Here is a 24,279-nt window from a genome sequence, read left to right as displayed (position 1 = left end):
GTGAGGCTCTTTATTTTTTACACTTGCATTAGTTATTTCAGGTAATTTGTTTGCAGCACGATCTTTAACATACCAGTAGCTACCTTGTTGCCCATTATCAGGTAAGTACCTTCTTTCGCTACTACTTCCCTTAGATAAGTTCCTTTTCCTTTGTGTCTATATATAGTCTTTGCGGGACTTAATTCTAATATTTGAATCCCTTTAAATCTCATTTCTATAAAGGAATCATCATTCCAGCGGTCTTCATCCATAAATACTACTGGACTTCCCTTTTGGGATTCTAAAAATTGTCTTTCTTTTGCCGTAAATTCCCATGAATTATATCCTCCCTTACTTCCATTATCAATTTCAGTCCTAATAAACTTTATTCCTTTAGAGGTAAGTCCATTTAACCTTCCTTGATCAAAGGCTACAGGGTAAAAACTTCCACTATCCAACATTATATGTGAAATTGCTTTATCCGCAGGAGAGTTAGCTCCCCATGTATCTACCTTAGTTCCTAATTCAAAAAAATAATTGGTATACCCTCCGATGTTTTCCGACTTCAAACTATAGTTTAGATACGTATAGATAGTATCAGTATACCAATCACCAATGTAATCTATAAGCCTTATTTGTCTGGAGGAGTTAGTCGTTTTTATTGTTGATCCATAAATAACTTTACTCTCCAATGCTCCATATCCAGTCTCATTCCATATGTCCGTTAAACTATATACCTTATAATAATAATCAGCATTAGCTTCAGCTTTATTGGGTAAAGCCATTAATAAGCTACTTAATATCATTATGGTAGCTAAGCACAGTGAGATAAATTGTTTTAGCTTATGCTTTGCTTTCATTTTTTCACCTTCTTCTTTCAAATTTAAAAAAGGCTAGAATTATTTTTCTAGCCCTTTTAACTAATTATTCAACTACTACAATTTCTTCACTTGCATCGAGATCATATTTGATTACCTTCCCATCTGTAGATATAACCCCTATTCTACAGATTATGCCATTGTTCTTAAATTGAATTAACAAGCTTTTTATCTCTGCTTGAGTGAACGTATTTGTACCAGCCTCAGCTATCCATATTTCCAAGAATTTTTCTCTTTTCATTATGTTTTCGATAGTTGGTGCATTGTTTATTATTGTAAATTTCTTATTTAATAAATGAATTAAACTTGAATCTCCTGTTCTTGGCTCTTTAATTGATAGGTGGAAATTTTCTATTGCATTTGTTTTATAATTCTCGTTATAGGTATATTCTCCAAAATTAGCTATAGGTGTTTTTATCTTAGGCTCCTCTATCCAGTCTTTGTCCTTTAGCTTCTTAGCTGTTTTTGTTTCTACCCTAAAGTTACCTAGGATATTTCTCGTACTGTTAGATATAGTAGCTTTAACTCTTAATTTAATATATCTATTTTCATTATTAGTAAGCTGCTTTATTTGAATTTCTTCTATATATTTCTCATTTGCTGAACTACTATCCTCAATCTCCAACTTTTCAAAGAATGATTTATTAGAGCCAGTTATATCCTTATAAACATCTGTAATATTATCATCCAGCCAAATATATTGTTTTAAGTGTCCACCATCACTATTATTAAATACACCATCATTATTCTTGTCATAGCTAAACATTAATACAGTGTTATTTAAATCAATATAATCATCATCTAAGGATGCTAATGTAACGTCAAATTCTACCTCTGCTTTTAAATTCGTTTTATTATCATAATCTCTAGTTAGATTATGATAATTTGTAGTAACAATTTGTATATTTTCAACTATTGGATCTAAATCAGGCTGAACATTTATCTTTTTAGGCATTGACCAATCAGATAAATGATATGGCTTAAAGTCACTATCATTTTTTCCGTTATATACCTGATAGGAGATTTCATATACTCCTGGTTTATTTATTCTTATACTTGTCTCACTTTCACCTACTATATATGCAATTCCATCTTCTACGGTTATTTTTTTGTCTGTTTCTATATCTATTTCAGGATTAAAACCATTAACTGAAATAGGCTTAATCCTAAACCTTGTATATTTACTATCGAAATCAATTGGATAATTAGTAGGAGTTCTTCCTTCTCGTAATATATCAATATCCTTTGCATTTGTAGCTATAATTGATTCTTGTTCTCCTGTTAGTGTCAATTTCTTATATACCTTAGTTTCTTTTACTACATTTTCACCATTATCATTTACAATATTTAGATCAGCTACAGGTGTTGGATATTTAAATATAGCGGTTCTCTCTTTGAAAAGTTCATCCTCTAAGTAGAACATCATTGAGTACGCCCTTCTATATTGATTACTTCCTATCTCTTCTATTGGTCCATTCCAAATTGCAGAGTTTTTTATATATTGTGCATTCTTAGTTTTACCGCCAAATATTGCTTCAGCTTGCTTTTGGAGATATTCTTCTTTATCTACGATGTTAATAGGAACTAAGACATTTAGAATATCTCTTTCTAAAAAACTTCTTCCATGTACATAACTGTACATATATTCATTAATTTCTACTAACATTCTGCCATTGGCAGTAAGTTTTATTGTATATTCTTCTTTACCATTATCTTTGAATTTATTATAATCTTCCTTAGTAAACTCATACTTATTATCCCTTATATTTTCTAAATCTATAAAAGGAACATAGGTAAGATTTTTTGTATCTTTTATCCACCATATTTTATCAGTTACATTTTCAGAAAGATCCGTTATCACCGATACTTCATTTACAAATAATAGATCTGGTGCAAGTAAGAAATCCACAACTGGTATTCCCATAAATTCCACATCTCTAGTAGTAGAAGCATAATTAACTCTTAAACTTGGGTTAAATACTTCAAGTTTGACTGTATATTCTCCTACAGGTCTATTGAAATAATAGTTAGAGTGAATCAATTCTTCATAACTTGCATCTGGTGATCCTTTAGGTTTAATCCACCATTTTTCAGAAGTATAATTTTTAGATTTATTAACTAGGAGCATATCCTTTCCTATTACTTGTTTATATGGTATTACTACAAAATCTACTTCAAGACCAGGTATAATAGTTATTGATTTCATATCTGCTACTTTTCTTTCACCTGTGCTGTCATAATAGTAACCTTCTTGTATTACCTTATATTCCCCCACAGGAATGTCCATTTCCATAACACTTGGTATAATCCCATCTCCTGATTTTACACTTCCACCTTGTCCTGTAGGATCATTTACAGGATTAATGTACCATTTGTATCTATGAATGTTATAATCATTTTCATTTACCATTACATTGAATTTTGCATCTTCTTTGTACATTACTTGTGGAGTTAGTACATTGAGATTTAATGTAGGCACTTCCTTAACTCTAACAAATGCATCTGCACCATGATTTCTGCTATATCCACCCTCATCTATTGCTGTAACTCCCATATATATAGTCTTCCCAGTTGGCACTTGTATAGGTACTCTTACTGTTTCATTGATTCTATTTCTAAAGTAGCTTCATCGTCTCCCTGGACATAATCAAATCCGCTGTTTATGTACCATCTATTTAATGGATAGACAGTTGAATTTGCAGTAAATTCATAGTATCCATTTAAGATTTGTCCATAATCAGCGGATTCTGGTAATCCTTTTATTTCAGATATTACATCTATATCTGGTGCTATTGATTCTGTTCTTACGCTATCCTCATCTTCATCCCATGCACCCATTGAGTCATATGCTAATACTTTTATTGTAACATCTCTACCTACCTGAAACCTCATTCTTCTGGTTTCCTTAATATATGTCGTTGTTCCCCTGGGAGGCTCCACATATGCGTCGCCATCCACAACAGTACTTCCTTTAACAATTCTATAACTTTTTATGGCATAAAGACTAGATCTAATAGTAAATGTAACTTCTCCTTCTACATAGTGCCTTCTGGTGCCACTTCGGGTTCAATCCAATCTATATTCACCCTTACAGAAATATCTGAGTCAGGAAGTTCAACTGGTGGTGGCGGATCGTATGGATCTTCTGGATCAGGATCTGGTGGCGGAGTAGTTGGACCCTCACTTACATTTACTCTAAGATGAGCGAAATACCATGTCCAAGTCCTTCCTAATCTGTCAGGTTTAGTTTCTGTTGAATGGGGACCGTTATCTGACCAGTTATCAACAAAAAATTGTTCAGGAACAATTGATTTATCTATAGGTTGATTATCTGCTACGTTTAAGAAAAAATTATATGTCGTTGCATTTCTTAACTCAAAATTTTGTGGCAGGGGATTTCTTGAATAATAGTCCACTTCTCTATAGCTGTTATCAGCAGTATATACCTGCCAGTCCCAAAACTTTATAGAACCTCCATCTCCACCCCTACTATTATCAATAAATCTTAATCTGTCACCCTTCTGTGCGTTTAACTGTGCCATAGATACTCCTGTAGATATTCTATCTACGACTTCATAGTTTCCACTTTTATTCTTCCTCAGTAGTTCTACAGAAAACCCTGCCGTTGGTTTTCTTAATTTTTTCTTAGTAGTTGCATGCTGATTATAAAAGTCTCTATAATCATAAGTTGCTGCATATACATTTATAGGGCTAGTAATAACTAACCCTATTATAATTATGACAGCAAGCAGTAATGAAATTATTCTTTTCACTTAAAGCACCTGCCTATATTTATTTTTATTTATTTGATTAATCCCTGATCAATTTTTCTTTGGTATCCATCTCTCTCAGGAAGTATCATTGAGTAAGTATATTCTCTTGATTCACTGCCTCTCCTAATGGTAATCTTGTATACTAGTTCTTGTCCTTCTTCAAGGTTTATCTTATCCCAGTTTTCTGCAGTTTTAAATCCTGTTTCTCTCATAGAATGTATAAATGCTGTATAATAATCATCGTCACTACACTCTGGAAAAGGTCTCCAAATAGTTTCGTCAAATCTTACAGTTTCAGTATCACTTGCAAATTTATATACATCTATAGTATTTAATTCTGGAACATTTATACATTCAACCTTTACTTCATAGTCTTGATATTTACCTATATAGTCTAGTTTATTTGCAATTATAATATCAAATCTTGTACCCCAATCAGGCGAGTAATCTACATCAAACACTGGCTCAATAAAATCTGATTTTACGCTTGGACTTGGTTGTTGTGGTTGTGGCTTAGGTTCTTCTACAACAGGTATCTTTGGTTCTTCTGCTACATTATTATCTGTAATTACCTCATTATTACCTCCTGCAACTCTTGCATCAGGTCTTATTAATCTTAAAGTTATAACAGATGCTTCTGCTCTAGTAATACCTTCATTTCCCCCAAATCTTCCATCTGGGAAACCTGTTATTATGCCTTTGGAATAAGCATTTTTCACATGGTCCTTATATTCAGTAGGAATTAGGTTTATATCTTTGATATTAGGCTCTATATTGCTTCCTTCCATTCCTCCAAAGATCATGCTATCTGCTATTGAAACTAACTTAGCGATTTCATTTCTTGTTATAACCTTATCTCCTTCAGTACCTTGGTAAACTCCTTGATTTATTAATCCTAATTCTTCAGCTTTACTTATATATCCACTTGCCCAATTACCAGTAGTAGCACCTGGCTTTTCTCCTATAGCTGTTATAAGTATCTTTATAAATTCTGCTCTGCTTACTTTGTTATTAGGTTTAAATGTACCATCTGTATATCCTGATATAGCACCTAATTCAATCAATAAGTTTACATCCTTATAAAACCACTCAGTACCTTTAACATCACTAAAGATACCACTAGCATTTGCTACTCCAAAATTGAGTAACATTAATGCAATTAATAATAATGCGAATCTCTTTTTCATAAGTAATTCCTCCTTTTGTTTACGTTTTAGAACGTATGTTTTGTTATTTATATTATACCCTAAAGTTAGGGTTTAATCAAGGTTTTAAGGGGTTTTTGAATATTTTTCGTGGTATAATTTTACATTTTCTTTTTCAATAACCCCTATTTATTTAAAGAAAAAAGCCATAACTAATGATGGCTTTGTGTCTGTTGAATTCTATTCATATTTCTTAAGTGATCTATAATATCAATATTTACTGCTTGAATGACAGTTGTAAAATTATTTAATATATCATCAGGTACAAGACCATTGGATGAACCAATATAATCTATTAGGTAGTTAGATGTAATAACTGCTTTTTTAAGTTTTTTCTTTTTGTTGTTGGAGTGGATTATTATTTGGTGCTATAGGCAAAGATTTTGAAGTTTGGTTTGATGTTATTATTTCTCTCATGTTGAAATAGTTATCTACTAGTTTCTCATACTGTTCCCATGCAAAATCATCTTCTAATATTTTTAGAAGTTTTGCATATCCTCTTTCTGATAGTAAGTAAATATTCCTACTCCTATTTACTGCATTCTGAGTATAAATTCCGTTATCGGTTAAACCGATCTCGAATTCTGTACCCTTTAAATTTATAATATCAATTCCATCTTTGAATCTTATTCTATTTACATTTATTCTTTCATTAATTTCCCTTAATTCCCTATCATGTATATCAGCTATATCTTTGGCTAAAATAGATCTTCTTCCTTTTCCAAATCCACCTTCTATGTGATTAAATTCCATGTCATCAATAGAAATTTTTCCTTTTAATATTAAATCCATCATAATCAATTTCTCCCTTCAATTTATGGGTTCTTGAATGAGATTGCCAACTATGATACAATATTTCATAGAGGGTAACCTCTGGTCAAACAGTCCCTAAATCCTTGGTCGGTGGAGGGGGCTGTTTCTTATTTTTTGTCCTCTTGATTTTCTTCTAGCAGTTTTTTATATATTCAATTAATATACTTTGCATATCTTTACCACTATTTATTGAATATATTTTAAATTGCCTATGAAGTTCATCATCAAGTCTTACTGTTAAAGTTTTAATTCTAATACACCTCCTATACTTATTATCATTCTATCATTCTAGAATGATAATAGCAAGAGATACTTTCAAAATATTTCCAATAAAAAAATCAGCTCGACCAAAGCTGATTATAAGTGGATTTTTAAAATTTATAAATAAGAAATAACTTTTTAAGATATTGACTATAAAATAAAACAACATATATGTTTACTTTAGTCAATATTTTGGTATAATATAAATAAGGTAATCGACTCCACAAAAGTGTGGTTACCGTACAACTTGTTAGTTAATTTTAATCACTCTGTACGGCGAATACAGAGTGATCTTTTTATCTTCTATCTATATAGGAGATAAGTGATAAGATAAACATTGCAAACGTAATCATTAAAGAGATTGCTTGAAATGTACTCATCTACACCACCTCCTTCCTTTCTCTTCGGAAGTATGGCGGTAACCACACCCTGTATTTATGTCGACTACCTTATTCTACGATTTTATCACGACCAAAACTTTATTTCAATATATTACCTTTATTTTGTAAATCAAAGTTTCTATTTCTTAAAAAAGAAAAAACTATAACTAATAATCGCTTTCTGTCTGTTGAATCTTATTCATATTCTTTAAGTAATTCTTGCTTGCATACTAGTATTATGCAGTGTTTTACTATTTCAATTCGTTCTTCATAAGCTGTCTTGCATTCTTTAGTCATAATTGACACTCTTCCTATTCCAGAAGACTTTGCTTCCTCATAACCATTATACTTTAAAATCCACTCTCTGAGTTGCCTAGTTGATTTAATGCCGTACTTTTTACAAATTCCCATTAAAGAATAATCACCAGCTAGATAATCTTTTACGGCTAAAAATTTAAATTCTATTGTTGAATGCTTGAAATATTTACATTAAGCTCTTTAACTAAATAGTTTAGTGAATCTTTATCTTGAAGATATTTTTCAATAGCTTCAGTTTTTAAAAACTTGGCACTTTATTTTTTCTTCCCACAAAAATATGCTCTTAATTGTCTTAAACAGTTTTTATTATTTTAACTGTCTACAACAAGGAGAGCATATCAAAATTGCAATATATTTTAAAAATTATTTTATCATTTAGTTATTTAACAGTAACATTTCCGAAGCCGATATCACTATTATCATAACCAAACTCGCTGTTAAAGGGTAATACAATCTCTAATTGCTTTACACCTGTCACTGGTATTGTAATTTTTTGTGGAAGATCAGGATGTTTTATTAAATATGTTTTATATAGTTCTCCATCTAAATAAATTTCAACATTTCTTCCTATATCAGGATGCAAAAATCTAACTGCTCCAAGAACTCCTTCAATTTCCACAAATCTTTCATCTAGATTAAATAATAAGCTATGATCACTTGAACTTACAAACCCATTATTATATTCTTTACCACCCATATTAAATGATTTTCTATCATCTGATTTATATACCTTCCACCACTCTGCCTGATAAGGTGGTTCTACATCTGCCAAATACTGGACTTGGTTAGAAGCCTCAATAGGCTCACTCATTATTACTGTATTTGTTGCATTATCCCATTCAACATTTTTTCCTATTGCCTCTCCTACTGCTCTTACAGGTAAATATGTAATTCCATTATAAATAAAAGGTTGAATTTCTTTACCATTTGAGTCTTTTCCAAATTGAACGGTTTTACCATCTATAACCAATTTGATATTATTATACATAACTTCAATGGTATTTCTTACTGGTGAAGCGAAAGCTGTCACTGATAATAAAGTAATCAAACTAATAACAGCAATTGATAAAATAAGTCTTTTCGATGCCTTCTTGCTAATCATTATTTTCCCCCTTAATTTTTATATTAATATAATAATATCTTCAAAAGATTATTATATATTCTGAAAGTAAAATTCTATTTAAAAATCTTCAAGTAAGAAAAATTCGTCTGTATATTCATTGTCTTCCGAATAGTATTTTAAAGTTGCTGAATAATTTAACTGACCACTCATTGTACCTTGTTGAAACCTTATTAAATTGGTATCTTTATCTATATAGAATTCAAACTTTGTTTGGTTATCTGGATTGTCTGTATTCCTTTTTATATACATAATATGGTAAACATTGTCATCATCAAAATCATTATTATATGGTCTTTTAAAGCCATCTTTAAATCTTATAAAAGAACCCGATTCACTTTCAGCAAATATTTCTAAAAAGGATACGGAATCTCTAATAGCTGGCTCTACTATGTCTGGATATTCCTCGATTAATTCTTCCAAATCAATCCCTTCTATTATTTGGCTTCTTCCGTTAATATTTTGGTTTTTTAGTATTTCAAATACTTCAGCTCCTGATAAACCTGCTGGTAAATTAGGTCCACCATTATCAGAATAACTAGGTAATATGCACTTATACTTTTCACCATCAAAGACTGTGGTTCCAATTTCCACATCCCTTGTTTTGTAATCTTTCACTTCATAAACAGTCCTAAATCTTCCTTTCTCATCCTGATTATGATATATATTAAAATAATCTGTACCTATTGACAATTCATAAACACCTTCAAAATGTGCAGAAAAGTTATTAGTTCTTTTAGTCTGTTCCAATGCTTTTTCAATTACTTCTCTAACTGATATCCCATCAAAATCTCTATTCTCTGGAAATCCATATTCTGAAAACCTCCCGTCACGAACTCTCATACCATTACTATCTATCCTTATAACACTTAGTTCATCTAAAGTAGTATCACTACCGTCATTATTAATAAGTATTTTGCTTGTAATATCCTTTTCAGCTACTTTAGTATCTACTAAATCATTGTTAGCACTTAAACTACTATTGTCAGGATTAGAGCTACAAGATACTAAGGTTAACATAATTACTGATAAAATAATGATAAACCCTAATCTTTTCTTCAATTGAAAAACCTCCTTTTTATAAAAAATACACCTAGCCATTATACCATGTAATAATATGGAAGTCCATCCATATATATCTAAATAAGTTAACTATCCTTCAAAATTATATTTAGAGTCAAAGTCATTAACACTAAGTACTATCAACCCATGCTAGGAACCTTCACTCATAAGATTGTATAGGCGAGAAGTAAGTCTTCAGCTTGATTTTTTTAAAAACTTGGCATTTTATTTTTTCTTCCCATAAAAATATGCTCCTCCTTGTCTTAAGCAGTTTTTATTATTTTAACTGTCTACCACAAGAGGAGTTTGTCACTTCATTCTTAATCATCATTTCATTAATATTATCTACTTTGGAATAAACGATTGAAGTTTTATCAATTATACTCTCTTTAATATTAGTTTCTATCAACCTAATATTCTCTTTAATATCCCTATGTTGTCTAGATAATATATTATCTTCTACGGAGTTTTTGAATATTTTTTGAGGTATAATTTTATATTTTCCTTTTCAATATCCCCTATTTATTTAAAGAAAAAAGCCATAACTAATGATGGCTTTGTATCTGTTGAATTCTATTCATATTTTTTAAATGATCTATAATATCAATATTTACTGCTTGAATAACAGTTGTAAAGCTATTTAATATATTATCCGATTACCTCATCCTACTTTTATTATTGACTATGCTTTATTTCAATATATTAACTTTAGTTTTATAAAAATAGATAGTCGATATTAATCTTTGTTATAGTTCGGCTTTAATTCTCTAATTACCATACTAAATTTACCACCATGTACATTGAACCCATTATTAATATAAAATTTCTTTAAGTTTTCTACTCCTATTGGAGTGCTATTAAATAGTTCCCCTTCTATAGTATTTACACTTGTATTTTTAACTATATAAATAAATCTTTTCAATATTTGACTCCCATGACCCTTACGTTTTTCTCTAAACGTGTCAATTGATTCAATATAAGCAATCTTTTCCTTATTACAATCATTTAATTCTAAGCTAGCACTTAACTCAGCTATAGGTGATGTCCTTATCGGAATTTCTTCTAGCCTATAAGTACATAGTTCTATAGTATAGTTATTTTCTCCTATACTTGGTCTCCAAGTTTCTGCAATATAATATAATTCATTATTTGAAAAATATATATTAATATTATGCTCACCATGTTGATTTAAAATAAAATTAAGGTTATCCATTATATTATCGTAGGCTTTTTTATCCTTGTTATTTTCTCTTATATATTCTCCTTGACTTTCTAATCTTTCTTCTGCAAGCATATATAGTCTTTTCCATTTAGAAAACATAATGGATTACCCCCTATCATTATTTTAACTATCTAAGAACACTTTCACTAAATCATATATATCCTCATACCTATTTATTTGATATAATAGAAATCGTTTAGAGTGCTTTTTAGCTTCTGCTCGTTTTTGAATCTCATGAAAGAGATATCTAATTATCTGCTCTTTTTTATCTTCCGAAATAGAGTCGTTGTATTTAACAAAAGAGAATATTTCCCTCATTAGTCTAATCTTTTTTCTACCCCATTTCATATTACATAAATCTCTATACCCTTTGTCTAAATAATATAACATTAAATCGTCTTCTTTTTCTCTTATAATAATCTCCATTCTTATTCCTCCTCCATTTTGGGTATTAAAAAATCAGCTCGGTAAAAGCTGATTATAAATGGACTTTTTAAATTTATAAATATTAAATAACCTTTTAAGATATTGACTATAAAGTAAAACAACATATATGTTTACTTTAGTCAATATTTTGGTATAATATAAATAAGGTAATCGACATCACAAGATGTGATTGCCACCTAGCGAAATAAAATTTTTAAATCACCCTAGCATGGCAGTGCAGGGTGACTATTTTTTTGTCTTTCTGTTATCTTTCGTTAGATTAATAATCAGAGAGATCAGCGATAAAGTAAAAACAGAGAACATTATCATTAAAGATAAAGCTTCAAATGTACTCATCGCACCACCTCCCTTCTTCCTTGGTGAGGTGGCATCACACCTGCATATATCGATTACCTTGTCCTAATTTTATCATTTACAAGGTCTTATTTCAATATATTACCTTTATTTTATAAATCATATCTTTAATTATTGATTCAACATTCGCAATTTAAGAATAAATAAAGAACCTATATCTCAGGCTTCATTTCATCTTCTACATTGTTTTCTAATATTTGTTCTATTAAATTATTATATATAGTTCGTTAGCATTCTCCATTTCTATCGTATAATTTAACAAAAATTTTTATCATACTACACAAATGGAAATAAAATTCCCATCACATCATGAATCGGCTGGGATTCGTCTAGATATCTTTTTAACCACTCATACTTTTTTATAATTTTTTCATATGCATCTTTCTGAGCTGAATTGTTAGCAATTTTCAATTTCTGATTCTGGATTTCTCTTTGAATTAGAATATACAAGTCTTCACTTAACTGCTCATATTCAGAATAGTTAACCCCTAGTTCAAAACTGTTAAGATAGTGCAAATAATATTCTTTGTCCTCATCTTGTTTAACTATATTCCCATTGCTTTCTTGAATAAGCTGTTTCTCCTCTTGACTACTTGCATTATCAAGCCACTCCTGATTTAACGCTAATACATTAGTAGCAATATAATCATCCATTATAATACGAGGAACAACCGATATTTTATCCTCAAAATAATGTGCCCTATTTACCGCTGGACCAAAGAATAAGCTTCGTTCTTTTTCATAGTAAACTTTGTCATATGCAATTCCACCTCTACATAGAAAACCCTTTTTTAAAAATTGCATTATTAAATATTCTGTATTTCTTAAAGCTATATCAAATAGCTTTCTCAAATCTTTTCTACCTTCTTCAATTCCCTCTTTGAAATTATATATGATATACGCACAGTCTGAAAATGTATATATTACCCTTTCATACGCAGTATGTGGCTTATCATAACTCTGATTTTTCTCAAGTTCTCCATGAAAAGTTTCATTGATTTGAAACAGTTCATCAAAATCATTTCTATCCTGACTTCCTAATATATCAATAAAAAACACAAGAGCATCTACATAGCCCATTTGCCTCACCCCGTGAAAAATAGTGGTTAGAAATGTATCTTTCTAACTATTATTATATCATTCTCCCTTACAGGATATCAAATCTTAATTGAATATCAACTAAATTTCGTTATAGAATGAAATATTTCCTTTTCTAAATTATGATGAAAAGCATTTCATCTGCTATACACATCTACACTTGATGGTGATGTATGACTATCAAGGGTTTAATCAAAGTTATAAGGAGTTTTTGAATACCTTTTATGGTATAATCTTACATTTTCTTTTTCAATAACCCTTATTTATTTAAAGAAAAAAGCCATAACTAATAATGGCTTTGTGTCTGTTGAATCTTATTTATATTTCTCAAGTGGTCTATGCTATTAAAATTCACTGCTTAAATCGCTATTTACGAATGTTTTCAGAGAAGACTTTAAATCTATTTTCACATATTTGTTCCATTTTGAATTTAGGCGGCTCGCCTTTTTCCCAATTTCCATAACCATTTTTTATAAGCCATAACCCTATATCTTTATTAATAAATTCTCTACAGTTTTTCCTAAAAGATGATTTATTTATGTTCACATCAATAGTTTTTTCTTCGCCTTCTAATCCTAAAACAACAAACTTCCATTCGCTATTAAAAACCCTGTCTATATTATCACGGCTAATTTTAAATCCATATCCTGAGTCAGTGCAATTCCGTTTTCCGCTACTCCATGCAGTTACTATCATCTAAATCAAATCCCCTTTCTATTATGACCAGTTTTAAAATTCATTTTCCAACTCATCATCTTTTTCTAAAACTTCATCATAATCTTTAAAATTGTCTTTCTTTATATCTAGTAATTGCTCTGCAATCAATAGTTTTTTAGTTAGTTTCTTATTTTCATCTATGAGATTTTTATTATCTGATAGACTTTTATCATTATCTAGAGTGATTTTATTTAGCTGTTCCCTAATATTTTTGTTCTCCGCCTTAAGTTCTATATTCTCCGCTATTATCTTTTCATTATTTGATATGAGATTATTTAATTTTTCCATAATCCTTTGATTATCCATTTTTAATTCTTGCTTTTCTAATCTAATACTTTCAATATGTGATTTAAGTTCTTTATTTTCCGATATTGCCTTTTCCCAATCGAATACTAATTTACTAACATTGCTTCTTATTTCTTTTTGATTAGCATCTAAGTTTCCATATCTTTCCTCATTCCTGATTACTATTTCATTTGTTTTATCAACCTTATTATAAATATTTAAAGTTTTTTCTAATATCACTTTTTCAATATTCTGATGTTGGATATATAGAGAACCCTCATCAGTATTTCCAATTTTACTTTCAACTTTTTTCCATCCGCGGTTATCACTCCAAGTATTAAAAGCGAAAGATAAAACACTACCAAGTAAAACAGCAATTACAGTTGCTATTCCTACATCCATAATAAATTCCCCCCAGTCCATATTTTTCACCTCCATTATAATATATTTGTCAGACATCCTCAATTTCAAAATAAAAAAACAGCCTCAATTAAGCTGTATATTGACTATATAATATAATTTTTTTAATGTTTACTTTAGTCTATATTTTGGTATAATATAAATAAGGTAATCGATGTCGCAAGATGTGATTGCCACCATAGCTAAATAAACTACAGTTTAGTCACCCTGTTGCAGCAGGGTGCTATTTTTTTCTGTCGTTATTCCTAACGATTGCTATAACAAATGTTCCAAATGTAAGCATTAACATTAAAGCTTCATATGTTGTCATAGCAACCACCTCCTTTGTAAAAGAGGTGGCAAAACACACCCTGCATATCGATTACCTTGTCCTAATTTTATCACCGATAAAGCCTTATTTCAATATATTAGATTTATTTTTGTGGATTATAGCCTCTATTTTTAAAAGAGGGAAAAAGTATGATTATTAATGTATTTTTGTCTATTGAGTATTATTCATCTTGTTTATATAAATTATCTCTTCTACCTCTCCATTTTTTATTTCTCAAGGAATATTCCTTGATTCTAATAAACAATATGACAATTGCTATCATCGAAATATGTTTCTAGCGTATTCATAGGAATATTTTGCTAAACAAAATCATTAATTATTTTTTTATCCTTTGCATAATGAAGATATAAAAATCCTTTATCTGAAAGCTTTTCTCTTGTACTTCTACTAATTGCTAAATAATTGACGGCAATATCAACAGCACTTGTTACTCCTATTCCTGATAAGGTTACTGAAGGATGTACATCTGCAAGCTTATATCCTGCCAATCCAGCACAAATTGCAATCATAGTAGGTGAATTAATATTAATAATTGATTTCAGTGAGGATAAAAAAAGTTTATTCTATGCCCTTTAAGCATCTTCATTGTTTCTTTTGCTTCTAATTGAATAGTTTCATTAAATCTAATTATTTTTTCCTTATAATCATATTCAGACTCAGAATTACTGATTTGTTCTTCAAAGTCATTTATTTTCTTACGAAACTCAATTAAATTTTCTTTATACTTCCTTTTAAATTGTATTATCTTCTCATATGGAACATCTGGGGCAGGAGTAGGTAAAATATTTAAGGACAAATTTATTATAGGTGTCCTTCCACTATTAATTTGTTTCTTTAAAGCATAATTTAAAGGATATAATCTATTTATCTCCTTTATTTTATCAGTTCCAATAACTGTAAAATTTACATCACTTAATGCTGAGTATTTAGCAAGAGTAGACATATATATATCTCCTAGAGTTTCATCAAAAATCATCCAATTTTCATCTAATGAAATTACTCTCAGTTCATTAAGAAGAACTTCGCTAATTCTATCAGACATCTTATCTATATGAATATTGTACGTATCAGATAACCTTTTTCTCTCTGTCATTGTCTCACTAATTATTCTATTACCCTTTCTCCTTTTACTCCCTACATTAATATGTCTTTTTATTTTGCTGATACACTCTGTCTCAAAATCTCTATAATATATACTATCCATTAATTCATCTGGATAAAATGGGCGATACTCCCCTTCACCTGCTAGTTGAGCTATTGGTTTACTACTTAAATAAAGAGCCCTTTCCATTCCTCTCGGAACAATGGAACTAACCTCATCCCAATAAAGTAACGCTGTTTTTAGCCAAACCCCGTCTGGTATTTCAATATTTGGATAATACATTATTGTTCTTCTCATGATTACTCTCCTTTATCTTCCCATTTCCCATTCATCTTCATATTCTACTATCTTATTATTTAAAATTATATTTTCCTGTTTAAGTTTTACATTTTCTTCTTTTAATTTAATATTTTCTTCATTTACTCTTTTCCATTCTTCTCTAAAACCCTCAATTGTTTTAAAACTATCTTCTAATCTTTTTTGTCCATCCCCAAGATTATTATATCTTGTTTCTTCTACTTTATCTCTTACTTCTAAAATATCCTTAATATTGTTACTAGAAAGTTTTATCTCATTTAATATCTGTTCCTTATTCATATTCCCCAATTTTTCAAGAGATTCATGTTGCTTGCTTAATGATCCGACTTCTGTATTTCCTATCTTACTATCAATTTTACTATTAATTTGATCTTGGAATTTCTTTTCATCTATTATACCTTGCACTATTTTAATAAAGCCTCCTAGTGTTGCTAGTGCCATTGACCCAGCTACCGTAATTATTGCTGCTTTTACTACTGGTTCCATTAGTATTACCTCCCAATCCAAACTTTCACCTCCATTATAATATATTTGTCAGACATTCTCAATTTCATAATAAAAAAACAGCTTCAATTAAGCTGTATATTGACTATAAAATATAATTTTTTGATGTTCACTTTAGTCTATCTTTTGGTATAATATAAATAAGGTAATCAGATTCACATAAATGTGATTGCCACCATGCGATTAAACGATTTTAATCACCTTGTACTGGCATACAGGGTGATTATTTTTTTCCTTTACTGTTTATCCTTTGTTAGCTTAACAATTAAGGAGATTAGCGATAAAGTGAAACCTGAAAACATTATCATTAACTTATCAAGACCTAATTTAAAAAAATATTGAAAAACAGAAAAAGGGATATATTATATATGTATAATATGTCCCCCTTTTAATAATATCTGTAACTTATTAATAAATTAATTTGTAACTTTTGATGCACATAATATAAATGATGCGTCTTTCATAAAGCTAAAGATTATTAAATTATTTTTTAAACCTACTTTCATATTTTGCCATACTTATACTCCATTCTAGAAAACATAATATTTAACAAATAATTCCTATAACCTTATTTCATAGCGACAAGTTTTTCTTTTACCATCTTTATACATTGGGTGCCATTGAGGTACATCTACGATTTCCAATAAATTTGCTCCACAATATTCACAAGTTTTTCTTGAAGCTATATTATCAGGATCACATGTGATAATTAAAGTATCAAGCCCATGTTTTCTTGCTAGTTCAAAAAGCATTAAACATGCCTTACCTGCATAGTAATGACCTCTATATAGCTCATGAATAGTATAGCCAATATTACCTCCAAATTCAGTGTTTATATTATGCCCTATTCGCAAGTCACAATCTCCCAGTTCCACTCCATCTGAACGTCGACATATTTTGAAAAAATATGCTGGAACATATCTCTTATCAACATCAGCATCTACAATTCTATATAATTGTAAATAAATTTCTTGATCCATTAATTCTTTGGTATCCAAAAACATAATTTCCACCTCAGCAAATATAAATAATCTTTGATCCATATTATTCTACAAATACGCAACAACTAATAATTATATTATACCAATATTTGTCATATTATTATATGTTCTTATAGATATCAGCATAACTAATTTTGACTTGTTCTCTTAATTGTTTATTTTCTTCTTCCAGTTTCTTAATTTTTCTCTTAAGACTCGCAATTATAGCATCTTTATTATTATCATCCATTTCCCTTTTAACCTGTTTTGGAATAGGTACTTGTGATTGTTGTCGCTTTAAAGCTTCAATCCTTTCTCTAATGTCAAGATTATTATATAAAGTTGCTTTAGAAACTCCTGATTCATTAGCAACACTATTAAAATTAATGTTCGTATTTGCTTTAATGAGTCTCTTTATAGATTCATTCACCTTTAAAAATTCAAAATAAAGCTTTAAACTATAATAGCTAATTTTTAACTGTTCTTTTAGTTGCTCTTTTTCCTTTTCTAACCTTTTAATTTTTCTTTTGAGGTTTTCAATTGAGGTGGCAATTACACCCTGTTTTTCCGATTACCTTGTCCTAATTTTATTATCACTAAGACTTTATTTTAATAATTAGCTCTAGTTTATTATCCTATCAATCTATTTATTAAACTTATTCCTTTTCTTTTCGATTTAATCGGATAAATTAAATTAGATAATTCATCTATACCCTTATTAATAATATCTGTTGACACTATACTTTCATCTACATAAACTTGGCTTAATAAACTATTCTTATAAAATTCTTTATCAAAAGGTATTTCAATAATTGTATCATTTATTTGAAGTCCTCCATTTTCTCCTTCAATATATGGGATTTGTCCTTTATATAATCCAATTAGATCTCTTGATGTTATTTTGCATTTTATATGTTTATTAATTACCAAATAAACTTTTGATAGATTTACACCTTCTAGCATAGCTTGTCTTAAATATATTTTACACTTATTAATGTCCATAATATCTAATGTTGATACATGAATAATCATGTCAATCCATTTTAGTATATTTTGTTCAAGAGTTAAATCTGCATCAATCAATACTATGTCATTTTTATATTTATGAGTTTCAATTAAATTTAATATTTGATTATTGTCGTTTGGCTTGATAACTAAGAGATTATCGTTTAGCCTTAATTCTTTATATTCCTCGTCAATAACTATATTTTCATTTCCCCAAGACTTTATTGAAAATAAACCATTTTCAGCTGCATCTATTACTAGCACTTTCTTACTTTTTGAATAATTTGCAGCCAACAAAGATACTACAGTTGTAACTCCAGATTTTCTTTCTCCTAGTGCAGCTACTACTTTTTTGTAATCATCAGGTATTATATAAACATACTCTTTTTCTATTTTAGTAATAATTTTTGTTGGGGACTTATTTACTTTATCTTTTTCAATTACTGTTCGTCGTTTTTTTTCTTTATTCTCTGCTTCAGAAATATCTATTCTTTTGTAATACTCTAACGCCTCTATTTTTGATCTAGACTTCTTTATTAATCTAGTTATCAATTCAAATCTAATATCATCTGAAAATATTAGGTCATATACTTCTAAGCTATATATCTTTTCAATAAATATTTCATCTTTATTCTCACTATTTGCAATAAATATAATTCTTGTTGTTTCAGAAATATTTCGTATTTCTTCAATTACTTTTACAGTAATAAGATTTTCATTTTCAAGTTCTTCATTCAATATTAATAAATCAAATCCTTTTACCTTCTCTTTAATTTCATTTACGTTTATTGCTTTATCAAATTTAAAATCATATCCATTCTCTTTTTCATATTCATGTAGAATTCTTTTTTCCAAATTATAATTTAAATCCTGATTGAGTGCAAATAATATTTTCAACATTTTTCACCCCTTTTTATAGTTTCTCCAGCTGATGAAGGCTTAAATTTGTGTTGACAGTATTAGATTTCAGGTACATTTAAAAATAATAAAGTAGCATAGAATATTTTTATATCCTTCAGCTACTTTTGTTATATATTATGCTTCTAGTTCCCACTCATCTTCTTGTTCATCTATGATAGTTTCATTTACTAATTCTTTTACTAATATGGAGGTTTCTCTTGGCTTGCTTGAATCAAAGGATTTTATAAATTCATTCATAACCTTAACTGCCTATTCTTCTAAACTATCAGAATTAACCTCTCTCGAATTATAATGATGGTCACTATTGCTCATAATCTTATCAAATATTTTTTCTTTAAATATATCCTTGATGTATTTTTTATATAGATGTTCATACCTAAGAGATATATGCATTTCTGTAATTAATATATTAAAGTATTCTTCTTGAGATATCTCTTTATGAAGCTCTTTTACTGATTGAGAAAAACTTATAAAACTGTCAGTCATAACTATAGCATCTAAAAAATGTTTATAAAACACCTCTTTACTTCCTGCATACCCCTCCATAATTAAAACATTATAGCTCGTTGTAGAACTCTACAACTCGCATATTTACCGCACCCTAATCTATTGAAATGGCAAGGTTCCTCCAATTTTGGGTATATATACAGTACCAAAAATACCCTCGTCAGACCAATTACTTCCTTTATTATAAAATAAGTGCAAATGTTTCACTCATTTTTGAGTGTTACATCTACACTTTTATAGTACCAAAAATAACCTACTTATCTCATATAGGTATATTAATTCTTTATCAAATGAACAAAGTAAGTGATTATCTCGTCTTTATCGTTTGTTTTTATGAAACATCTCCATACTAGATTGAACCTATAAAGCCTTGCTACTGAGGCAACATATAATGCTCCAAGTTGGTCTATAAGCAATTTTTATCAATATAATTATTTATAAACTATTTCTCACCTAATATATATTTAATTGCCTCCTCTATATACTCATCTCTACCCTCTTTTATTCCTTCTACTGTTTTTTTAATATAAATATCTGGAGTAAGTCCAACTCTTTGTGTTTGACCACCTTCCTTGGTATATATACCAAGGGATGTAAAATATATCTTATTTCCTCCGGGAAGAGGTAATGATATGGCATCTCCATCTGCACCTATGGAGCTTTCTCCCATTACAGCCACATTTTCTCCATTTCGTAATGACATAATAACGTACTCTGATTGGCTACCTGAAGTTTCACCCATTAAAATAACTACCTTATTCTTGTATAAAAATGTCCCTGATTGTCCTCCTGATATTTCAGGTTTACCTTTTAAGAATGTTCCTAGAACAGCCTTTGATGGCTTTGAAATAACAGCAAAAGTCTTACTCTCTTTTGATAAATATTTTGGTAGCCCATGTATGCTTAAATCTGAAGGATACTGCCGTAAATCACAATAATTCCATTAGTACTAGAAAACTTATCCATTATCTCGGGGATTTCATCATATGAAAGTTTTGATGGATTTATAAGTCCTATATTATTTTCTAAAAGTTCATGAGATGTTGAAATATCTATCCTAGGGTTATAATCTTCAACCCCTTCAATGCTAAGAACTGTTTCTTCATTATTTCTTAATACAGTTACTTCCATTGTTTTATTATGTGACCTTAAGACCAAAGGTGCCAAAATTAATATCTTTTCATCAGTTGGATAGGAACAATATTTTTTTACTTCGTCAATTACATTATTGATGTCTTTCCCATTTATTTTTACTAAAATATCACCTGGGTTTAATTGACAACTATCTCTATATTCTTTACCTATATAATATATTACAAGTTCTCCATTTACCTGTGTTAATTTAGCAGGAGCTGTATATTTTCCAAATTCATTAAATAAATAATCCCTGTCTTCAAAACGCACATGAGCATCATGAAGATAGACACCTATTTCAGCTAATGTAAGTTCATAACTTTGTTTATCTGTCCCTTTTATCATCCTAGGTATAAATGCAAGAAGCTGTTCATTCCAATCATCATCCATTATATCTAAATATGGGAAATAATATTCTATTGCATTCCAAAATCTGAATAATCCTAACAGTCTATAATCCGTATCCATGTAGCTCATATCTTCATAGCTTTTTTCATTTTTAAACATAGGCATACCAAGATTAATAAAGTATACAGGAGCATTTCTACGGTTTACTTCTGGGATTACCTTAAGCTGTGATAAAGAGTCTGAAAGAGAAGCACCTAAATAGGATTCATCTTCTATCCAGTTTGTATCAGCTTGCACAACTTTATCTTTTTCCGTTGCTGATTCCCATTTAGTATCTATATCAGATGTTTTATAGTCAATTTCTCCAAGTTCTACAAACCATTTATATAGAATATTATTGACCTGTTCTTCACTTTCTGAGTTGTAAACTATGGGTATTAAATTAAGTAGCTCTTCATCCCAATCTTTCTCTCCTAGTAAAAATACAGGATGACTATATTTTACATAGCCCCAAACTCTACCAAGTTTGTGTAGGTTTTTAGTTTGCAAATCAGAAACTTCTGTTGCCTGAAAATTAGCTTTAGTATCTTTTTCCTCCTCTGATATTTCTTTTCCCATAATATCTTCTGTAGTTTTTTTATAAGAACAGCCTGTAAATGTAAACACTAAAACAAAGATAAATAAATATACTACTAATTTTAATATTTTTATTCTTCTCATATATATCTATATCTCCATTCATAATGAATATAAGTTAATAAAAGGAACTTATAACTTTTACTAGCTTATATTCTCACTATTTATAATTTACACATGGAATTAAAAACGAAAAACAAATAGAAATTGAAGTCAAAGATAGTTATCTTATCAAGGCCTAAATCAAAATCATCAAAATTTCCAGATTAAATTTAAAAATTCTCATAAAATTAAGGCATGGCAGAAATCTCCTTTTTAGCTAAATATTTAAATATATTTTATTGATTAAATAATTAATAATCGTTGTTCATTTACATTTAATTTGTTCATTATTAATGAATAAATAGTTTCCAAGACTCCAGAATATCCTTCAAGATAACTATATTTTTTAAAATCATCTATAGAAATATCATTATCTTTATTATTACTCATTCTATAAATAATAAGATTTGCTATTTCCATTGCTTTATTCAGAAACACAGTATTTTTTGTGTCATTATACATACCTTTCATTATAGCAGCTAAGCCAGAATAGCCATGGCATACCATATATGTATAATAGATATTTTATATTAATTATTTATATTTCACAAGCTTATTTTTGTTATTTTCAGACTTTTCTAAAACATCGAGTATGGTAATATAAGTATAAAAAATATAAATAATTGAGACCAAAATATAGTAGCTATTTCGTGTGTTGAAAAAATATCCAAGTAATATTCCCCCATATTTACCTCTTTAAATCAAGTAGTATTTTTTAATACTTCTAATTGATTTTTTATTATTTTAGTAGATCATTTTATGCAAAATAATTTATTTTACATGAAATGTCTATCTTAATCCTAACCTAATAAAAGTAACATCTATATTTTTCTATAAACAATGACTTTTGCTCACTTTATATAGTAGTTAAACCTCTTTCTAACAGGATTTATATCCCAAACTTCCTTCGTCCAACTTAATCTATATGTGAGTCCCGTCATGCTCATATGCAGGATTTTATACTATCTGAAATAAAACTTTGATTTGGGCAAAATTTGCCCAAATCAAAGTTTTCCTCTAAATCATCAGCTTTATATCCATTTTATTTTTTGATTTTCTTTTTCAATATCCGTCAGAGGGTTCGGGAGACTTCCCGAGTATTTAGGGGTCAAGGGGGGAGGCAAACTCCCCTCTTGCAAGGCTATTTATCGGGCGAAGTCCGACAAATAGGAGACTTGCCATACTATAAGTACAAGCTTTAACTATCCTCATTCTTTTTTGTTTTTGGTTATTGAAAAAGAAAATTATTTCTGTAAAGTTATTCATTTTGACACCCCTAATTAATTTCTAATAGCATCTGATGCTATTGAATTTTTCTACAATAAAAAAGAAGCTACTTTTCTAGCTCCCATTTATCTTCTAACATTGAATTTATTCCGTTTAGTTTTTGATATGCTCTTAAAACTGGACTATTTATAGTTGATATTTGATTTATAAAACTTTCCTGTTCTTGCTTTGTAATAGAACTTGTTATTTTCTTAAATATTTCTATCATTTTAATATAATCACAATTAAAAGAAGCCACGCTTGCTTCTACCATTTCAGTTTGAGATATATTATAAAAATCAACATCATATCCTGCTACTTGCGCTAAATACTCTATCATTATTCTTTGAGTTCTTCCATTACCTTCTCTAAAAGGATGGATTACATTGATTTCGCTTAAATAGTAAGCAAGTTTTCCGGCTATATCTTCCTGTACTGTTCCTATTAAAAACTTTTCTTTTCTAAGTTTGGAAAATATATCTTTAAATCCATCAGAAATATACATTTGATTATAAAATGTATTCCCCTTTGATATATTAACAGTTCTTAACTCACCAGCCCATTCATAAATATCTTTAAATATATGCCTATGTATATCCTGTAAATGTTTTAAATCAAAGTTTCCTCTAACTGGCTTTTTACTAATTTCTGCCATACGAAGAGATGTGATTTTTCTTTCAACCACATCAAGTTCTTCTCTATTAGTTATATTAAGTTTATTTCTTAGTACAAAAGAGTTGGGATAACAATATCTACTGTCCCATTCGTAAGTATAATCATAATCTCTTTTCAT

Annotated in this window: 32 protein-coding genes; all 32 read right to left on the bottom strand. The window is 29.3% G+C overall.

Going from position 1 to position 24,279, the window contains the following annotated elements; all coding sequences use genetic code 11:
* Nucleotides 1-32: 32 nt before the first annotated feature.
* Nucleotides 33-839, bottom strand: coding sequence for a hypothetical protein (locus CIW83_RS02855; protein ID WP_094899257.1), 807 nt, complete (start codon nt 837-839; stop codon nt 33-35).
* Nucleotides 840-903: 64 nt separating this feature from the next.
* Nucleotides 904-3,411 carry a hypothetical protein gene (locus CIW83_RS02850; RefSeq protein ID WP_094899255.1) on the bottom strand — a complete coding sequence of 836 codons (2,508 nt, stop codon included), beginning with the start codon at nt 3,409-3,411 and terminating at the stop codon, nt 904-906.
* A gap of 38 nt (nt 3,412-3,449) precedes the next feature.
* Nucleotides 3,450-3,815, bottom strand: coding sequence for a hypothetical protein (locus tag CIW83_RS02845; RefSeq protein ID WP_094899253.1), 366 nt, complete (start codon nt 3,813-3,815; stop codon nt 3,450-3,452).
* Between the two features lie 77 nt (nt 3,816-3,892).
* A complete protein-coding gene (locus CIW83_RS02840) occupies nt 3,893-4,630 on the bottom strand; it encodes a hypothetical protein (RefSeq protein WP_094899251.1) in 738 nt (245 codons plus the stop codon).
* Nucleotides 4,631-4,659: 29 nt separating this feature from the next.
* Nucleotides 4,660-5,817, bottom strand: a complete 1,158-nt coding sequence (locus CIW83_RS02835) for an S-layer homology domain-containing protein (protein WP_094899249.1) — start codon at nt 5,815-5,817, stop codon at nt 4,660-4,662.
* A 342-nt stretch (nt 5,818-6,159) separates the two neighbouring features.
* Nucleotides 6,160-6,630, bottom strand: coding sequence for an ORF6N domain-containing protein (locus CIW83_RS02830; RefSeq protein WP_094899247.1), 471 nt, complete (start codon nt 6,628-6,630; stop codon nt 6,160-6,162).
* Nucleotides 6,631-7,205: 575 nt separating this feature from the next.
* Nucleotides 7,206-7,289 carry a putative holin-like toxin gene (locus tag CIW83_RS24760; RefSeq protein ID WP_369819355.1) on the bottom strand — a complete coding sequence of 28 codons (84 nt, stop codon included), beginning with the start codon at nt 7,287-7,289 and terminating at the stop codon, nt 7,206-7,208.
* Nucleotides 7,290-7,484: 195 nt separating this feature from the next.
* Nucleotides 7,485-7,700, bottom strand: a complete 216-nt coding sequence (locus CIW83_RS02825) for a hypothetical protein (RefSeq protein ID WP_094899245.1) — start codon at nt 7,698-7,700, stop codon at nt 7,485-7,487.
* A gap of 286 nt (nt 7,701-7,986) precedes the next feature.
* Nucleotides 7,987-8,709 (bottom strand): NPCBM/NEW2 domain-containing protein, encoded by a 723-nt coding sequence (locus tag CIW83_RS02820; protein WP_094899243.1) that lies wholly within the window; start codon nt 8,707-8,709, stop codon nt 7,987-7,989.
* 78 nt (nt 8,710-8,787) lie between these two features.
* Nucleotides 8,788-9,789: a hypothetical protein gene (locus CIW83_RS02815; protein ID WP_094899241.1), complete on the bottom strand. Its 1,002-nt coding sequence runs from the start codon at nt 9,787-9,789 to the stop codon at nt 8,788-8,790.
* A gap of 277 nt (nt 9,790-10,066) precedes the next feature.
* Nucleotides 10,067-10,198, bottom strand: a complete 132-nt coding sequence (locus CIW83_RS24175) for a hypothetical protein (RefSeq protein WP_255374257.1) — start codon at nt 10,196-10,198, stop codon at nt 10,067-10,069.
* Between the two features lie 327 nt (nt 10,199-10,525).
* Nucleotides 10,526-11,110, bottom strand: a complete 585-nt coding sequence (locus CIW83_RS02810) for a hypothetical protein (RefSeq protein ID WP_094899239.1) — start codon at nt 11,108-11,110, stop codon at nt 10,526-10,528.
* A 24-nt stretch (nt 11,111-11,134) separates the two neighbouring features.
* Nucleotides 11,135-11,437 carry a hypothetical protein gene (locus CIW83_RS02805; RefSeq protein WP_094899237.1) on the bottom strand — a complete coding sequence of 101 codons (303 nt, stop codon included), beginning with the start codon at nt 11,435-11,437 and terminating at the stop codon, nt 11,135-11,137.
* A gap of 246 nt (nt 11,438-11,683) precedes the next feature.
* A complete protein-coding gene (locus CIW83_RS02800; protein WP_094899235.1) occupies nt 11,684-11,794 on the bottom strand; it encodes a putative holin-like toxin in 111 nt (36 codons plus the stop codon).
* A 294-nt stretch (nt 11,795-12,088) separates the two neighbouring features.
* Entirely contained in the window at nt 12,089-12,892 is an 804-nt protein-coding gene (locus CIW83_RS02795) for a hypothetical protein (protein ID WP_094899233.1), read from the bottom strand.
* Nucleotides 12,893-13,276: 384 nt separating this feature from the next.
* Nucleotides 13,277-13,606: a hypothetical protein gene (locus CIW83_RS02790; protein WP_094899231.1), complete on the bottom strand. Its 330-nt coding sequence runs from the start codon at nt 13,604-13,606 to the stop codon at nt 13,277-13,279.
* 33 nt (nt 13,607-13,639) lie between these two features.
* Complete coding sequence (locus tag CIW83_RS02785; protein ID WP_094899229.1) at nt 13,640-14,335, bottom strand: hypothetical protein; 696 nt, start codon at nt 14,333-14,335, stop codon at nt 13,640-13,642.
* A gap of 220 nt (nt 14,336-14,555) precedes the next feature.
* Nucleotides 14,556-14,642, bottom strand: a complete 87-nt coding sequence (locus CIW83_RS24755; RefSeq protein WP_369819354.1) for a putative holin-like toxin — start codon at nt 14,640-14,642, stop codon at nt 14,556-14,558.
* A 320-nt stretch (nt 14,643-14,962) separates the two neighbouring features.
* Nucleotides 14,963-15,151, bottom strand: coding sequence for a hypothetical protein (locus CIW83_RS02780; protein WP_143598505.1), 189 nt, complete (start codon nt 15,149-15,151; stop codon nt 14,963-14,965).
* 50 nt (nt 15,152-15,201) lie between these two features.
* Complete coding sequence (locus CIW83_RS02775) at nt 15,202-16,062, bottom strand: DUF6236 family protein (protein WP_094899225.1); 861 nt, start codon at nt 16,060-16,062, stop codon at nt 15,202-15,204.
* Between the two features lie 12 nt (nt 16,063-16,074).
* A complete protein-coding gene (locus CIW83_RS02770; protein WP_094899223.1) occupies nt 16,075-16,590 on the bottom strand; it encodes a hypothetical protein in 516 nt (171 codons plus the stop codon).
* Nucleotides 16,591-16,823: 233 nt separating this feature from the next.
* Nucleotides 16,824-16,895, bottom strand: a complete 72-nt coding sequence (locus CIW83_RS24750) for a putative holin-like toxin (RefSeq protein ID WP_369819353.1) — start codon at nt 16,893-16,895, stop codon at nt 16,824-16,826.
* Between the two features lie 252 nt (nt 16,896-17,147).
* Nucleotides 17,148-17,630, bottom strand: a complete 483-nt coding sequence (locus CIW83_RS02765; RefSeq protein WP_094899221.1) for a GNAT family N-acetyltransferase — start codon at nt 17,628-17,630, stop codon at nt 17,148-17,150.
* Nucleotides 17,631-17,688: 58 nt separating this feature from the next.
* Nucleotides 17,689-17,997 (bottom strand): DUF6262 family protein, encoded by a 309-nt coding sequence (locus CIW83_RS02760; RefSeq protein WP_094899220.1) that lies wholly within the window; start codon nt 17,995-17,997, stop codon nt 17,689-17,691.
* A gap of 200 nt (nt 17,998-18,197) precedes the next feature.
* The gene (locus tag CIW83_RS02755; protein WP_094899218.1) at nt 18,198-19,472 is read right to left on the bottom strand and encodes a hypothetical protein; all 1,275 of its coding nucleotides are present in this window, start codon (nt 19,470-19,472) and stop codon (nt 18,198-18,200) included.
* Nucleotides 19,473-19,607: 135 nt separating this feature from the next.
* Nucleotides 19,608-19,730 carry a hypothetical protein gene (locus CIW83_RS24170; RefSeq protein ID WP_255374255.1) on the bottom strand — a complete coding sequence of 41 codons (123 nt, stop codon included), beginning with the start codon at nt 19,728-19,730 and terminating at the stop codon, nt 19,608-19,610.
* 12 nt (nt 19,731-19,742) lie between these two features.
* Nucleotides 19,743-20,012 (bottom strand): hypothetical protein, encoded by a 270-nt coding sequence (locus CIW83_RS02750; protein WP_094899217.1) that lies wholly within the window; start codon nt 20,010-20,012, stop codon nt 19,743-19,745.
* 430 nt (nt 20,013-20,442) lie between these two features.
* Nucleotides 20,443-20,796: a S41 family peptidase gene (locus tag CIW83_RS02745; RefSeq protein WP_255374259.1), complete on the bottom strand. Its 354-nt coding sequence runs from the start codon at nt 20,794-20,796 to the stop codon at nt 20,443-20,445.
* 107 nt (nt 20,797-20,903) lie between these two features.
* Nucleotides 20,904-22,202, bottom strand: a complete 1,299-nt coding sequence (locus CIW83_RS02740; RefSeq protein WP_094899214.1) for a hypothetical protein — start codon at nt 22,200-22,202, stop codon at nt 20,904-20,906.
* Nucleotides 22,203-22,463: 261 nt separating this feature from the next.
* On the bottom strand, nt 22,464-22,727 hold the full coding sequence (locus CIW83_RS02735; protein ID WP_094899212.1) for a lanthionine synthetase LanC family protein: 264 nt from the start codon (nt 22,725-22,727) through the stop codon (nt 22,464-22,466).
* 594 nt (nt 22,728-23,321) lie between these two features.
* Complete coding sequence (locus CIW83_RS22075; RefSeq protein WP_158219992.1) at nt 23,322-23,486, bottom strand: hypothetical protein; 165 nt, start codon at nt 23,484-23,486, stop codon at nt 23,322-23,324.
* A gap of 67 nt (nt 23,487-23,553) precedes the next feature.
* Nucleotides 23,554-24,279 carry a Fic family protein gene (locus tag CIW83_RS02730; RefSeq protein WP_094899209.1) on the bottom strand — a complete coding sequence of 242 codons (726 nt, stop codon included), beginning with the start codon at nt 24,277-24,279 and terminating at the stop codon, nt 23,554-23,556.

The organism is Tissierella sp. P1 (genome assembly GCF_002266425.1).
Lineage (GTDB): Bacteria > Bacillota > Clostridia > Tissierellales > Tissierellaceae > Tissierella > Tissierella carlieri.
The sequence above is the reverse complement of the archived record's forward strand: the minus strand, read 5'-3'. Positions and strand labels throughout refer to the sequence as shown.